This is a genomic window from Synechococcus sp. H55.10 (assembly GCF_047502715.1).
Taxonomy (GTDB): domain Bacteria; phylum Cyanobacteriota; class Cyanobacteriia; order Thermostichales; family Thermostichaceae; genus Thermostichus.
Map to the genome: position 1 here is coordinate 1 of NZ_JANSJJ010000183.1, position 12,794 is coordinate 12,794.

14 protein-coding genes are annotated in these 12,794 nt (G+C 60.8%); 5 read left to right on the plus strand and 9 right to left on the minus strand.

Going from position 1 to position 12,794, the window contains the following annotated elements:
* Positions 1 to 163: 163 nt before the first annotated feature.
* From purU to NW858_RS10850, 3 genes are read right to left on the minus strand one after another with little or no spacing between them, the layout of a single operon-like run.
* Positions 164 to 1,012: a formyltetrahydrofolate deformylase gene (purU, locus tag NW858_RS10840; protein WP_414332845.1), complete on the minus strand. Its 849-nt coding sequence runs from the start codon at positions 1,010 to 1,012 to the stop codon at positions 164 to 166.
* A gap of 60 nt (positions 1,013 to 1,072) precedes the next feature.
* Complete coding sequence (locus tag NW858_RS10845) at positions 1,073 to 1,333, minus strand: hypothetical protein (RefSeq protein WP_414332847.1); 261 nt, start codon at positions 1,331 to 1,333, stop codon at positions 1,073 to 1,075.
* Between the two features lie 3 nt (positions 1,334 to 1,336).
* Complete coding sequence (locus tag NW858_RS10850; protein WP_414520486.1) at positions 1,337 to 1,636, minus strand: TatA/E family twin arginine-targeting protein translocase; 300 nt, start codon at positions 1,634 to 1,636, stop codon at positions 1,337 to 1,339.
* A 198-nt stretch (positions 1,637 to 1,834) separates the two neighbouring features.
* Here NW858_RS10850 and secA point away from each other — a divergent pair, with 198 nt between their 5' ends.
* Positions 1,835 to 4,699, plus strand: a complete 2,865-nt coding sequence (secA, locus tag NW858_RS10855) for a preprotein translocase subunit SecA (RefSeq protein ID WP_414520487.1) — start codon at positions 1,835 to 1,837, stop codon at positions 4,697 to 4,699.
* Positions 4,700 to 4,712: 13 nt separating this feature from the next.
* Here secA and NW858_RS10860 read toward each other — a convergent pair whose 3' ends face one another.
* A complete protein-coding gene (locus NW858_RS10860) occupies positions 4,713 to 5,633 on the minus strand; it encodes a TIGR01777 family oxidoreductase (protein ID WP_414332854.1) in 921 nt (306 codons plus the stop codon).
* 322 nt (positions 5,634 to 5,955) lie between these two features.
* Here NW858_RS10860 and NW858_RS10865 point away from each other — a divergent pair, with 322 nt between their 5' ends.
* On the plus strand, positions 5,956 to 6,474 hold the full coding sequence (locus tag NW858_RS10865) for a hypothetical protein (RefSeq protein WP_414332855.1): 519 nt from the start codon (positions 5,956 to 5,958) through the stop codon (positions 6,472 to 6,474).
* A 21-nt stretch (positions 6,475 to 6,495) separates the two neighbouring features.
* Here NW858_RS10865 and hemB read toward each other — a convergent pair whose 3' ends face one another.
* Positions 6,496 to 7,482, minus strand: a complete 987-nt coding sequence (hemB, locus tag NW858_RS10870; protein WP_414332857.1) for a porphobilinogen synthase — start codon at positions 7,480 to 7,482, stop codon at positions 6,496 to 6,498.
* A gap of 28 nt (positions 7,483 to 7,510) precedes the next feature.
* Positions 7,511 to 8,464, minus strand: a complete 954-nt coding sequence (locus NW858_RS10875; RefSeq protein ID WP_414520488.1) for a lysophospholipase — start codon at positions 8,462 to 8,464, stop codon at positions 7,511 to 7,513.
* Between the two features lie 368 nt (positions 8,465 to 8,832).
* Here NW858_RS10875 and NW858_RS10880 point away from each other — a divergent pair, with 368 nt between their 5' ends.
* Entirely contained in the window at positions 8,833 to 8,949 is a 117-nt protein-coding gene (locus NW858_RS10880) for a photosystem II reaction center protein I (RefSeq protein WP_011431538.1), read from the plus strand.
* Positions 8,950 to 9,071: 122 nt separating this feature from the next.
* Here the strand turns inward: NW858_RS10880 and NW858_RS10885 are convergent, their stop codons facing one another.
* Both NW858_RS10885 and NW858_RS10890 read right to left on the minus strand, forming a co-directional pair.
* Positions 9,072 to 9,512 (minus strand): hypothetical protein, encoded by a 441-nt coding sequence (locus NW858_RS10885; protein ID WP_414332861.1) that lies wholly within the window; start codon positions 9,510 to 9,512, stop codon positions 9,072 to 9,074.
* Between the two features lie 181 nt (positions 9,513 to 9,693).
* The gene (locus tag NW858_RS10890; protein ID WP_414348989.1) at positions 9,694 to 10,326 is read right to left on the minus strand and encodes a biotin transporter BioY; all 633 of its coding nucleotides are present in this window, start codon (positions 10,324 to 10,326) and stop codon (positions 9,694 to 9,696) included.
* A 22-nt stretch (positions 10,327 to 10,348) separates the two neighbouring features.
* Between NW858_RS10890 and hisN the strand changes: the two genes are divergently transcribed.
* Positions 10,349 to 11,197 (plus strand): histidinol-phosphatase, encoded by an 849-nt coding sequence (hisN, locus tag NW858_RS10895; RefSeq protein WP_414336464.1) that lies wholly within the window; start codon positions 10,349 to 10,351, stop codon positions 11,195 to 11,197.
* Here the strand turns inward: hisN and NW858_RS10900 are convergent.
* A complete protein-coding gene (locus NW858_RS10900; protein WP_414332867.1) occupies positions 11,182 to 11,769 on the minus strand; it encodes a thioredoxin family protein in 588 nt (195 codons plus the stop codon). The two genes, hisN and NW858_RS10900, sit on opposite strands and share 16 nt — an antisense overlap.
* A gap of 146 nt (positions 11,770 to 11,915) precedes the next feature.
* On the opposite strand from NW858_RS10900, the gene NW858_RS10905 reads away from it, so the two are divergent.
* A complete protein-coding gene (locus NW858_RS10905) occupies positions 11,916 to 12,734 on the plus strand; it encodes a TatD family hydrolase (RefSeq protein WP_414336462.1) in 819 nt (272 codons plus the stop codon).
* Positions 12,735 to 12,794 lie beyond the last annotated feature (60 nt).

Sequence of the window (12,794 nt, forward strand, 5' to 3'; positions counted from 1 at the left end):
CGGGGCGGGGGGGGGGGCGCGCCCCCCGGGGGGGGGGGGGGGGGGGGGGGCCCCCCCCCCCCCCCCGGGAGAGGGGCCGGGGGTGAGGGAGCGCTCCCTCTGGGAGAGGAGCCGGGGGTGAGGGCAGCGGCGCGGAGCGCTTATAAGCCCAGTTTTTTGCTCATCAAGCAAACACCACCGTTTTGTTGTGGTAGACCAGCACGCGATTTTCCAGGTGATAGCGCACGGCCCGAGCCAGGACTAGGCGTTCCATGTCGCGGCCTTTGCGGATCAGGTCGGCAACGGTATCGCGGTGGCTGACCCGCACCACATCCTGCTCGATGATCGGCCCCTCATCCAGATCTTCGGTGGCGTAGTGGGCAGTTGCGCCGATGATCTTGACGCCCCGTTGGTGGGCGCGCTGGTAGGGGTTGGCGCCGGCAAAGGCGGGCAGGGTGGAATGGTGAATGTTGATCACCGGCGGCGCCTGGCGGAGCAGCCACCCGCTCAGCACCTGCATGTACTTGGCCAACACCACCAGGTCGATGCGATACTCCTGCAGCAAGGCAAGCTGGCGGGTTTCTGCCTCTGCTTTGCTCTCTGGAGAAATCGGGATGTGATGGTAGTCGATGCCGAAGGAGCGGGCCAGCGGCTCCAAGTCGGGGTGGTTGCTGATGATCAAAGGGATCTCCGCCGGCAGTTCCCCAGCCCTCTGCCGCCAGATGAGATCCAACAGACAGTGGGGCTGCTTGCTGGCCCACACGGCAAGGCGACGGCGCGTGTCGGAAAAATGCAGTTCCCAGTTGGCCTGGATCCCACGGGCAATGCCCGAGAAGGCGGGGACAATTTCCGCCCGCTCCAGTTGGAAGCCCTCTAAGTCCCACTCGATGCGGCTTAGGAACAGCCCTGCCTCGGGATCCGTGTGGTGGTCGGCATGCAGGATGTTGCCGTCGTAGCTGTAGATAAAATTGGAGAGCTTGGCTACCAGCCCTTTTTGATCGGGGCAAGACACCAACAAAGTGGCCGTGGGCATAGAGGTGCGAAGAGCTCGCCTCTTTACCCTAGGGCCTGGATCGGCCCCAGAGCAAGGCTGTCAATCGACCCGGTTGATCTCTGCCAACAGCCAGGGATCCACCGGCTGGCCATCCCAACGCTTCAGGTCGATGCGAATCCAGATGGTTGCCGAGGAGCCGGCAGGGGGCAGCTCCTGGTGAAACGAGATCTCGTAGTCGGAGGGGTTTTGGCCGTGCTGCCGCAGCCAGGTTTCCACCTTCGCCGGGGCAAAATAGGACTGCCCTTGCTCGAACAGGCGCGCGATCTCCAGGCCAAAGCAAAGCGGGTTGAAGCGGGCCATCGACTAGGCGGCGTCTGCGGTTGGCGAGTTGTCGGCTGTGGCGGCTACGGGTTCTGCCCCATTGGCGGGTTTGCCAGGCGGATTGGCTGTGGCGACCGACTCGGCTTGGGTTCGGGCCGCCTTTTCCAGCTCCTGTGCCTCTCGGTTCAACTGCGCCTCAAACTCTCTGGAGGCATCTTGCAAGCTGCGCAGGGTTTTGGCCAACGTGCGACCGATCTCCGGCAATTTGCGCGGCCCAAAGACCAAAAGGGCCACCGCAAAGATGACCAACATTTCCGGCAGTCCAACACCCAAAAAGTTCATAAGCCCTGGGATCCCTTCGCTTCCCTAGACTGACATTTTCTCGCCGCAGACCGCAAGTCACCGCAGGCCCTCTTCAGCCATTCCCACAGCTTAGGTGTTTTGTGCTCAGCTCGCTCAGGCCAACTTCTCCCTGGCCAGCCAAATCAAAATGGTAAAATTGCGTCATCAGTCAACTTCTTTATCGGCCCAGGCTTGCCCATGCTCCAAACCCTACAAAAGCTCCTTGGGGATCCCAACGATCGCAAGATCCGCCAGTACCGTCCTGTTGTCAAGCTGATCAACTCGCTGGAGATCGAGATCGCCTCTCTTTCCGATGCGGAGCTCAGGGCCAAGACCACCGAGTTTCGCCAGCGCCTGGATAGAGGGGAGTCCCTCGACGACCTCCTGCCCGAGGCGTTTGCGGTGGTGCGGGAAGCGGCCAAGCGGGTTCTCAACTTGCGCCACTACGACGTGCAGCTCATCGGTGGCATGGTGCTGCACGAGGGCCAGATTGCCGAGATGAAAACCGGCGAGGGGAAAACACTGGTCGCCACCCTGCCTGCCTATCTCAACGGCCTGACCGGCAAGGGGGTTCACATCGTTACCGTCAACGGCTACTTGGCCCGGCGGGACTCGGAGTGGATGGGGCAGGTGCACCGTTTCTTGGGCATGACGGTTGGCCTGGTGCAAGAGGGTATGTCCACCGAAGAGAAGCGGCGCAGCTACAACTGCGACATCACCTACTGCACCAATAGCGAGCTGGGCTTCGACTACCTGCGGGACAACATGGCCACCGACATCAAAGAGGTGATGCAGCGGCCCTTCAACTACTGCATCATCGACGAGGTGGACTCCATCCTCATCGACGAGGCCCGCACCCCCCTGATCATCTCCGGCCAGATGGCCCGCCCCTCCGAAAAGTACCTCAAGGCGGCCCAGGTGGCGCGGGAGCTGATCCGGGACGAGCACTACGAAGTGGACGAAAAAGCCCGCAACGTCATCCTCACCGACGAAGGGTTTGAAGCCGCCGAGCGGTTGCTGGGGGTCTCCGATCTGTTTGACCCCAAGGATCCCTGGGCCCACTTTGTCTTTAATGCGGTGAAGGCCAAGGAGCTCTTCATCAAGGATGTCCACTACATCGTCCGCAACCAAGAGGTGGTGATCGTGGACGAGTTCACCGGGCGGGTGCTCCCCGGTCGCCGCTGGTCGGATGGGCTGCACCAGGCGGTGGAAGCCAAGGAGGGGGTGCCGATCCAAAACGAGAGCCAAACCCTGGCCACCATCACCTACCAAAACCTCTTCCTGCTCTATCCCAAGCTCTCCGGCATGACGGGCACCGCCCGCACCGAGGAAGCCGAGTTCGGCAAAACCTACAACCTGGAAGTGACGGTGATCCCCACCAACCGGCCCATCCGCCGTAAAGATGCTCCCGACTTGGTCTACAAGACCGAAAACGCCAAGTGGAAAGCGGTCGCCGAGGAAATTGCCCACATGCACGAGCGGGGCCGGCCGGTACTGGTGGGGACGACCAGCGTGGAAAAATCTGAGCGCCTCTCGGCCATGCTCAAGGAGATGGGGATCCCGCACAACCTCCTCAACGCCAAGCCGGAGAACGTGGAGCGGGAAGCGGAGATCATCGCCCAGGCGGGGCGCAAAGGTGCCGTAACCATTGCTACCAACATGGCCGGGCGCGGCACGGACATTATCTTGGGCGGCAATGCCGAGTACATGGCCCGCCTCAAGCTGCGGGAACGGCTGATGCCCAAGCTGGTGCAACTGGACGCCGACAACCCGCTGGGATCCGTTCCCATGCTAGGGCGGGGTGGGGGCCAGGGATTTGGAGGATCCTCACCTAAGCCGAAAAAATCCTGGACGGTGGTCTCTCCCAACTTTTACCCCTGTGAGCTGTCGGCCCGCACCAGCCAAGCGCTGGAGGAGGTGGTGGCGGCGGCGGTGACCAAATATGGGTTGAACCGCCTGCCGGAGCTGGTGGTGGAAGATCTCATCGCGGTGGCCTCGGAGAAAGCGCCGGTGCAGGATCCGCTGATCTTGCAACTGCGGGAGGTCTACAACAGCATCAAGGCCGAGTACGAAAAGGTAACCGAGGCCGAGCACGAGGAAGTGGTGCGGCTGGGCGGCCTGCACGTGATCGGCACGGAGCGCCACGAGTCCCGTCGCATCGACAACCAGTTGCGGGGCCGCGCCGGACGGCAAGGGGATCCCGGCTCCTCGCGGTTTTTCCTCAGCCTGGAAGATAACCTGCTCAAGATCTTCGGTGGCGAGCGGGTGGCCAAACTGATGGACATGTTCCGGGTGGATGAGGACATGCCCATCGAGCACCCGCTGCTTTCCAGCAGCCTGGAGAACGCGCAGCGCAAGGTGGAAGTGTATTACTTCGACCTGCGCAAACAGGTGTTTGAGTACGACGAGGTGATGAACAACCAGCGGCGGGCCATCTACTCAGAGCGGCGGCGCATCTTGGAAGGGGAGAACCTCAAAACCAAAATCCTCGACTATGTGCGCAAGACTGTCGAGGAGATCGTGCGGGCCCACGTCAACCCGGAGCTGCCGCCGGAAGAGTGGGAAATCGACAAGCTGACCGCCAAGATGCAGGAGTTTGTGCCCCTGCTCAAAGAGAACCTCAAGGCGGACGACTTGCGGGATCTCTCCTACGAACAGATCTTGAACCACCTGCTCAAGCAAGCAGAGCTGGCCTACGAGGCCAAAGAGGCTTTTCTGGATACTTTTGAGCCAGGCTTGATGCGCAAGGCAGAGCGCTTCTTCCTGTTGCAGCAGGTGGACACCCTCTGGCGGGAGCATCTGCAGCAGATGGAGGCGCTGCGGGAGGCAGTGGGCCTGCGCGGCTATGGCCAGAAGGATCCTCTGATCGAGTATAAGAACGAGGGCTACGAGCTGTTCTTGGAGATGATGGACAACATCCGCCGCAACACGGTGTACAACCTGTTCATCTTCACACCCCAGATCGTGCAGGTGCCCCAGGCGGTTCCGGCGCAAGCGGTGGCTGCCAGCCCTGAGCCTGGTGCTGCTTCAGGGGTGGTGGAGGCCGATTTCACCGAAGAGTAAGCGCCGGTCTTGGTCAAGGGGGGAGGAGAATCTGTCGCAGTGCCTCTTTCAACTGTGGGTATTGGAAGGTAAAGCCCATCTGCAAAGCCGCTTGAGGGATCACTTTTTGCCCTGTCAGCACCACTTGAGCTGCCTCGCCCAACAGCAGTTCCAGAGCCAGCTCCGGCACGGGCAACCAGGAGGGGCGACCCAAGACCTGGCCCAAGGTGCGGCAAAACTCCTCCATTTGCACCGGGTTGGGAGCGGTGGCGTTGAACACCCCGGATCCCTGTTGTAGGAGGAAGCAGACCAAACTCACCCAATCCTCGCGGTGGATCCAGGAGAGCCATTGTTTGCCGGAGCCGATCGTTCCGCCGATGAAGAACTGGAAGGGGGCCAACATCTGTGCCAGTGCTCCTCCATCTGGCCCCAACACAATCCCTGTGCGCACGATGGCCAGGCGGATCCCCAATTCCTCAGCGGGCCGGGCGGCAGCTTCCCAGGCTTGACAGACTTCTGCCAGAAAATCTTGGGCCGGGGGATCCGCCTCTGTCAGGGGCTCTCCCTGCGGGTGGGAGCCGTAGTAGCCCACCGCCGAGCTGCTGATCATCACCTGGGGCTTCTGGTCGAGGGAGGCGAGGGCTTGGACAAGGGCTTGAGTGGTCTCCACGCGGCTGCGGCGGATTTCTTTTTTCTTGGCTTCTGTCCAGCGAGAAGAGGCCAAAGGCTCTCCGGCCAAGTTGACAATGCCCTCGTACCCTTCCAGGGCGGTGGCCCAGGTTTGCGGTTGATAGGGATCGTAGGGCAGCAGCTTGAGGTTGGGGGATTCCCCCAACAGGCGGCGGGCCTGGTCGGGGCGGCGGCTCAAGACCAAAACCTGATCCCCTTGCTCCAGCAGACGGGCCACCAAGCGACGCCCGATAAAACCACTCCCACCCGTGATGACAATGCGCATATGGGGATCCGACTGACCTCTACATAACTGCCCTCGTCCTTGGATCGGTGCGGGGCCTTTTGACAAGGGGAACCTCTAGCCTAGCGCGTTTTCTTGCCGACGTTGGCGATGGCTTGGGATCCCGTAATCGGTTTGCCGAGCTTGGCCAAGTGGCAGCGTCCGAAAGCGAAAATGTTTTGGGACAAAGCCTGACACACCGGGGAAAATCGGCTTCAATAAGCCCTAGCTGCGCTTCTTGGCAGCAGAGGCGGCTCATCGTCCCCCTATTTTCTTCCCTTCACCCGTGGCACCTCAGTCTTCCTCCCGTACTCCGGCTGGCCGCATGTCTGTGCGCGTAGAGCAGGTTGCTGGATCGCAGCTAGACATCTCCGTTGCTCCACGAGCCCATCGCTCGCAGGGATCCCTGGTTCGGGCAAGTGGGCAAGGGGATCCCGCCGCTCTCCCGGTTGCCCGCTCCTCGACTCGCTCCCGCCGGCCTGCCCACGAGCCGCAAGCCTGGGAGGTGGCCTGCCACATCGGGGTGAATGTCTTGTTTACGGCGGCTGCCCTCAGTGGTTTGTGTCGCCTCTTGCCGGTGCAGTTGGCCCAGCACCATCGGCTCCAAGTTCTGGAGCAGCACATCGAGGTCTTGTCCAACCGGATTTCTCGGCTGCAGGAGGGGGTGGATCGCGGCATGGATCCCTTGCAACGAGAGGCCCTGATCAAGGAACGTCTGAATCGGGTGCCGCCCAATCAAATTCAGGTGCGCTTGGTGGATCCCAGTACTTTGGTAGCCGACGAGGAGAAGAACATCCCTCCTTCCTGGATCGGGCAGTTCCGTCAGCCGCCTGCCAGGCCATAGACTGCCGCTGGCTAGAATTACCTAGGATTGTTTGAGAAGCAAGGCCACCTCTTTGGCAAAGTAGGTGAGGATGATGTCGGCACCGGCCCGCTTCATGGCCAAGAGCGATTCCATCATCACTTTTTTGCCGTCGATCCAGCCCTTTTGTTCGGCAGCCTTGATCATGGCGTACTCGCCGCTGACGTTGTAGGCGGCCACGGGCAGATCCGTTGCTTCCTTGACCCGATAGATGATGTCTAAGTAGGCCAAGGCCGGCTTTACCATCACCATGTCTGCCCCCTCGGCTTCGTCCAGCTCCACCTCTTTAATGGCTTCGCGGGCGTTGGCGGGATCCATTTGATAGGTTTTTTTGTCTCCCGACTTGGGCGCGGATCCCAGGGCATCGCGAAAAGGGCCGTAGAAGGCGGAGGCATATTTGGCGGAGTAGGCCAGAATGGCTACGTCGGTGTAGCCTTGGCTATCCAGAGCCTCCCGAATGGCGCCGACACGGCCGTCCATCATGTCGGAGGGGGCCACGATATCGGTTCCCGCTTCCGCCTGGGAGAGAGCCTGCTTAATCAGAACTTCTACCGTCTCATCGTTGAGGATCACCCCGTCCCGCACAATGCCATCGTGGCCGTCGCTGTTGTAGGGATCCAGAGCCACATCCGTCACCACCAAGATCTGGGGGATCTCCTGCTTGATCCGCCGCACCGCCCGCTGGATCAAGCCTTCCGGGTTGAAGCACTCCCGCCCGGTGGGATCCTTTTTCTCTTCCGGCACCACCGGGAACAAAGCCACCGCCGGGATCCCCAAGTTGGCTGCTTCCTCCACCTCCTTGAGGAGCAGATCCAGGGTGTAGCGGTAGCAGCCGGGCATCGACTCTACTTCCTGCCGCTGGTTCTCCCCTTCCATGACAAACAGGGGATAGATCAAATCCTGCACCCGCAGGTGGGTTTCCTGAACCATCTGGCGCAGGGCTTCGGTGCGCCGCAGCCGACGGGGACGGTAGATCAAGTCTTGGCTCATGAGAGCAGCAAAGAAAAAGAGGGCGTCTCTATTTTGCCATGAGGTCGGCGGGGGCCGAGGTGCTCGTCGGGGGAGAGAGGCGATAGCCAGGGCAAGGGGGGAAATGGCGGGCCAGCCAGCAGCGGAGAGTCTCCTTGACAGCTTCGGCTTGGCAGTCGTGCAAAAGGTCGTGGCGCGATTGGGGAAAATCGTGGATCTCACCGTTGGGGAGCCGACAGGCAAAATCCACAGCGCCGGCAGGATTGACGACAATGTCGGCAGAGGTGTAAAGCAGCAAAACCGGCAGCTCCAGCCGATGGGCTTGCTCGAGGCAGCGCCGCCCGCTGCGCACCAGTTCGGCTGTAAATCTGGCCCGCGTTACCCCACACACATAGGGATCTGCCGCAAAGGCGGCCTGCTGCGCTGGCAAGGAAGTCACCCGTGCCGGATCGTAAAGGCCGGTCAAGGCCAACTGGGGAACAACCCTGTCCAACACCTGCAGAAGGGCGTAGGTCAAGGGGGTGAAATAGTGGTCGATGCGGAAGGCCGGAGAGATCAAGATCAAGCCCTGCACCTGCTCAGGATGGGCAAGGGCATATTCCGTAACCCAATTGGCCCCCGCGCTGTACCCACACCAGATCTGCGGGATCCTCTTCTGCGGCCAGACCTGCTGAGTGATCTCCTCCAGATCCGCCTGGTATTGGCCGAAGCGGTCGATCCAGCAGCGGATGCCGCCGGAGCGGCCAAATCCCCGCATATCCGGGGCCAAAACCTCCCATCCCTGGGCAGCTAATTCCTCCGCCAAGGGTTCAAACCCGCCGCCGTGATCCCCTTTGCCGTGCAACAGCAACACCCGCCCACAAGGGGATCCCTGCGGCCAGTGGCGCAAAAAGGCCGGCATCCTGTCCGCCAGCAACACCTCCTGAGATCGACAGATCCCCGGCGAAGGTTGCGGCTGACCCCCATCCAGAGCTCCTAAGTTGCCCAACCGATCAAAAGGCATGGTTAAATCCAATACACATCCGGCAAGACCTGGCAAAGCCGCAGACCTTATCCTTCTATATTCCGGTCGCCCACAGGCGCCGCAATCTTTCTTTCCAGTCTCAAATATTTCTTAACAATCTTTGCTCTTGCCGGGGATCCCTGTCAGGCCAGGCTGCGTGGCCTTTGGCGGGGGCGTAATGGGAGGATCTTTCGGGGCAAAGCGGGGCCAATGGCGGGAAAGGGAACCGCCGGGAGGTATGATGTTGTGAAGAAGTTTTGCAAAGCCTCAGGTTGGACGGGATCCCGTCGCTGTGGCTATTTGCCCTTGCCTTACCATTGCCTTATCGCTTCCTCGGTTCATTCAGTCGGAAACAGGTTGCTGAAACTATGCTGTTACTGAAAATCTCTGTTTACGCGGTTGTCATCTTTTTTGTTGGGCTTTTTGTGTTTGGCTTTTTGAGCAACGACCCCGCCCGTAACCCCAACCGGCGGGACATGGAGTGAGGGATCCGGGCAGCTTGCGAGCTGCGAAAATAAAATAGCCATCTCCTGAGGGGGGTGCTCGGTATTGGGCATTCCCCCTCAGATTCATAAAGTTCCCAACCCAACCTGGCAGCCGGAATTGTTTACTGGAAGGCGGTAATCAGCAGCGTTTGGGAGCCGGAGCGGTTTTGCTGGTCATAGGCGGTGATCCGGAACTGCCAAACGCCCACAGGATCCCCGGCGGCGACGCGGAAGTCGGTGATGAAGCTACAAAAGGTGGCTCCGGGAGCGCAGTTAGCCTGTTGCGGGCTGAAGAACTCCCGCTGCACGCGCACGCCATTGGGGTTAAACGTTTCCAGCTCAACAAATTGCGTTGGGCGGGCGCCGCCGGGCACACTCACCTGCACCGTAAAAGCCGGTGTGGAGGTGCCCACCCGCACAGAAGTGGGCGCATTGATCAACGAAACCGTTGGGCTTTGGGGGGGAGTGATGATCGTGCCCCCGGAGCTGCCGCCATCTCCACAGGCAGCCAGCCCAGTCGCCAAAAGGCCAGTGGCCAAAAGGGTCAGAGCAGTCCGTTGCATTCCTCTGTTCTCCTCACAAAAATCTGATCGATCCTCGCCGGTTGGATAAGCATCTACCCGCCTCAGGAATTGCCGTTGGGAGCAGCACCACTCTAGGCTACTTTCTGTTGCCGTAGCCTGGGGAAAGATGCGCTTCCACCCAAATCTGCATGGGCTTTTGTGCACAGTTGGCTCCCCTGCTTCAGAGCAGCAGTAAGCGCCGCAGCAGCACCGCCATCACCGCGGCAAAGCTGGCCACAATGAGCTGTCCCGGCAGGGTATAGCCTGAGTAAAGCCTGATCAACCTCAGCAACTCCTGGTTCCAGGGTTGCGTGGCCAAAAGATAGACAATCCCGGTCAGGTGAATCAAGGCCAAAGCCACCAAGCTGCCGGATCCCAGCTCCTGGAGGCCCACCGGGGGGGCTGCCAGCCTCTTGACAGCGGCAGTGCGTTGGCGGACAGAGGAAGAAGGAAGCGAATGGGGATCCCGTTGCCGAAACGCAATCGTCCCGCAGGCCCAGGCAGCCGGCAAAAAACCCAACAAGTAGCCAAAGGTGGGCTGGTGCAGGTACTGCCACCCTCCCCCCTGGGCAAACACCTGCAACCCCGCCAGCCCCAGCCCCAAGTAGACGATCTGGGCGCACACCGCCGCCACCGGCCCCGCCAAACAAGCCGTCAGCAGCACGCCCCCGATTTGCAGCGAGAAGCTATATCCCCCCAGCCCAGGCAGCTCCGACGGAAAACTCAGATGGGTCAGGGTGCCCAAAATGGTCAGGATCACCCCAATCGCCGTCCAGAGCCATTCCAGAGGAGTCAAAAGCAGGCCAGACCGCATAACCGGGGAGAAATCTTTCCTTATGCTAAAAGAGGAAACGCGCAGGTGCGGTGGGCAAAAGGTGGTCAAAACAGAATGGATTGAACTGGCACAGGCCCTGGCCGATGCTGCCGGAGCAGTGATCCGCCCCTTGTTTCGCGGAGAGCTGCAAGCGGAATACAAAGAAGCCCGCTCCCCCATTGTGACGGTGGCCGACCGGGAGGCAGAACAGGCGATGCGGGCTTTGCTCATGGCCCAGGTGCCGCAACACAGCATCCTTGGCGAGGAGTTTGGCTTTCACCAGACGGGATCCCCTTACACCTGGGTTCTGGATCCCTTGGATGGCACCATTGCCTTTTCCACCGGCAAGCCCACCTTTGCCACCCTGATCGCCCTCTTGGAAGAGGATCGCCCCGTTCTGGGCATCATCGATCAACCGGTGTTGCGCGAGCGCTGGCTGGGGGTGCAGGGAGAACCCACCCAGTGGATTACTCCCTCTTGCCGACGACCCGCCCAGACCAAAACCAACAGCGACCTCAGCCGCGCCTACTTGAGCTGTACCACCCCTGATTTGTTCGCCCACCCCGACCAACAACGGCGTTTCCAGCAGCTCAGTCGAGCAGTACACATCACCTCCTATGGCGGCGACGGCTACCAGTACGGCCTGTTGGCCAGCGGCTGTGTGGATCTGGTGCTAGAGTGTGGCCTCGCCCTCTACGATTTTGCCGCCCTTGTGCCGGTGATCGAGGGATCCGGCGGCGTGATTACTGATTGGTCGGGGGAGCCCCTAACCCGCACCTCTAGAGGAGAAGTGCTGGCGGCGGCCAACCCCAGCTTGCATCGCCAGGCCCTGGCCGCAATTCAAAAAAACGGGAGCTACCCACCAAAATAAGCAGGCTCATTGCCGGGCTTCCACTTGATGTTGCAGCCGAGGCTGGGCTTTTGGTCAGGATCGATGGGCTTGCCCGCCAGCAGGTTATCCAGCGCCGCCCGCAAGTCTTTGCCCGTCACCGGCACATCCGTCAGGCTGGGGCGGCTGTCGTCCAGTTGGCCGCGGTAGACCAGCTTGCGCTCCGCATCGAACAGGAAAAAGTCGGGGGTGCAGGCAGCGCTAAAGGCTTTGGCCACTTCTTGGCTTTCGTCGTAGCAGAAGGGAAAGGTAAAGCCCAAGGTCTCGGCCATCTTCTTCAAGTTCTCGGGGCTGTCGTCGGGGTATTTCTCCACATCGTTGGCGCTGATGGCTACAATGCCGACGCCGCGATCCTTGTAATCTCTGCCAATGCGGGCCAGCTCTTCTTGAACGTGCTTCACATAGGGGCAGTGCTGGCAGATGAACATCACCAGCAAAGCGGGCTTGTCGGCAAAAGTAGAGAGGGAAATGGTTTGGCCGCTCACCACATCCGGCAGGCTGAAGTCAGGGGCCGGGGTGCCCAAAGGCAGCATGGTCGAGGGAGTACGGGCCATAGCAAGCCTCCAACTGTGAACTTTCTGGATCATCCTCATGCTCCCATAGGAATGGGCGGAACGGGATCCCTGCGCTCCAAACCAGCCGGGAACCGCTTTTACAATTGGATAGAGTCTGCAACACTATTTTGTTCGGGAGCTGAGCCTTGAGCACCGCCGTCTTGCCCGCTGCCCCTCTGGTGGACACCCACGTCCACTTGAACTATCCCGACTTTACAGACGATCTACCGCAGGTGGCCGAGCGCTGGCGCCAGGCCGGGATCCGGCAACTGGTGCACTCCTGTGTAACGCCAGCAGAGTTTCCCCAGTTGCAGGCCATTGCCGACCAGTACGCCGAAGTCTTCTTGTCGGTGGGGCTGCATCCTTTGGAGGCGCGCCAGTGGCAGCCGGATCTGGCCGAAAAGATCGCCCAGTTGGCCGCCAGCGACACGCGGGTGGTGGCCGTCGGGGAGACGGGCTTAGATTTTTACAAATCCGACCCGGCGGACATCGAGCGGCAACAAGAATCCTTCCGCGCCCACATTGCCATTGCCCAGGAGCAGGATTTGGCCCTGATCGTCCATTGCCGCGAGGCGGCAGCAGCCACCTATGAGATTCTCCAAGAGGCCCTGGCCACAGGGGGGCCGCTGCGGGTGGTGATGCACTGCTGGAGCGGATCCCCGGAGGAGACGCGGCTGTTTGTGGAGATGGGCTGCTTCATCAGCTTTAGCGGCATCGTGACCTTCAAGAACGCCGAGACCGTGCGCCGGTCGGCCTTGGAGGTGCCCTTGTCCCAGCTTTTGGTGGAAACCGATTGCCCTTTTTTGGCCCCCACCCCTTTCCGCGGCAAGCGCAACGAGCCGGCCTACGTGCAGCGGGTGGCCCAAACCCTGGCGGAGCTGTTGCGGATCCCCTTGGAAGACCTGGCCCAACAGACCAGCCAAAATGCCGCCCGCCTCTTCCGCCTGCCCCAGCCCCCTTTGTGAAGGAGAGTGGAGAACTTTTGAATTCCTTAAGCTTTTCCCTTGCGGCTCTGTAACTTCCCG

Bases quoted from the DNA above. Each gene is read 5' to 3' on its own strand.
- hisN (WP_414336464.1), top strand. From the start codon at position 10,349: ATGCTAAAAGAGGAAACGCGCAGGTGCGGTGGGCAAAAGGTGGTCAAA.
- secA (WP_414520487.1), top strand. From the start codon at position 1,835: ATGCTCCAAACCCTACAAAAGCTCCTTGGGGATCCCAACGATCGCAAG.
- NW858_RS10845 (WP_414332847.1), bottom strand. From the start codon at position 1,333: ATGGCCCGCTTCAACCCGCTTTGCTTTGGCCTGGAGATCGCGCGCCTG.
- NW858_RS10880 (WP_011431538.1), top strand. From the start codon at position 8,833: ATGCTGTTACTGAAAATCTCTGTTTACGCGGTTGTCATCTTTTTTGTT.
- NW858_RS10860 (WP_414332854.1), bottom strand. From the start codon at position 5,633: ATGCGCATTGTCATCACGGGTGGGAGTGGTTTTATCGGGCGTCGCTTG.
- purU (WP_414332845.1), bottom strand. From the start codon at position 1,012: ATGCCCACGGCCACTTTGTTGGTGTCTTGCCCCGATCAAAAAGGGCTG.
- hemB (WP_414332857.1), bottom strand. From the start codon at position 7,482: ATGAGCCAAGACTTGATCTACCGTCCCCGTCGGCTGCGGCGCACCGAA.
- NW858_RS10900 (WP_414332867.1), bottom strand. From the start codon at position 11,769: ATGGCCCGTACTCCCTCGACCATGCTGCCTTTGGGCACCCCGGCCCCT.
- NW858_RS10885 (WP_414332861.1), bottom strand. From the start codon at position 9,512: ATGCAACGGACTGCTCTGACCCTTTTGGCCACTGGCCTTTTGGCGACT.
- NW858_RS10875 (WP_414520488.1), bottom strand. From the start codon at position 8,464: ATGCCTTTTGATCGGTTGGGCAACTTAGGAGCTCTGGATGGGGGTCAG.
- NW858_RS10890 (WP_414348989.1), bottom strand. From the start codon at position 10,326: ATGCGGTCTGGCCTGCTTTTGACTCCTCTGGAATGGCTCTGGACGGCG.
- NW858_RS10850 (WP_414520486.1), bottom strand. From the start codon at position 1,636: ATGAACTTTTTGGGTGTTGGACTGCCGGAAATGTTGGTCATCTTTGCG.
- NW858_RS10865 (WP_414332855.1), top strand. From the start codon at position 5,956: ATGTCTGTGCGCGTAGAGCAGGTTGCTGGATCGCAGCTAGACATCTCC.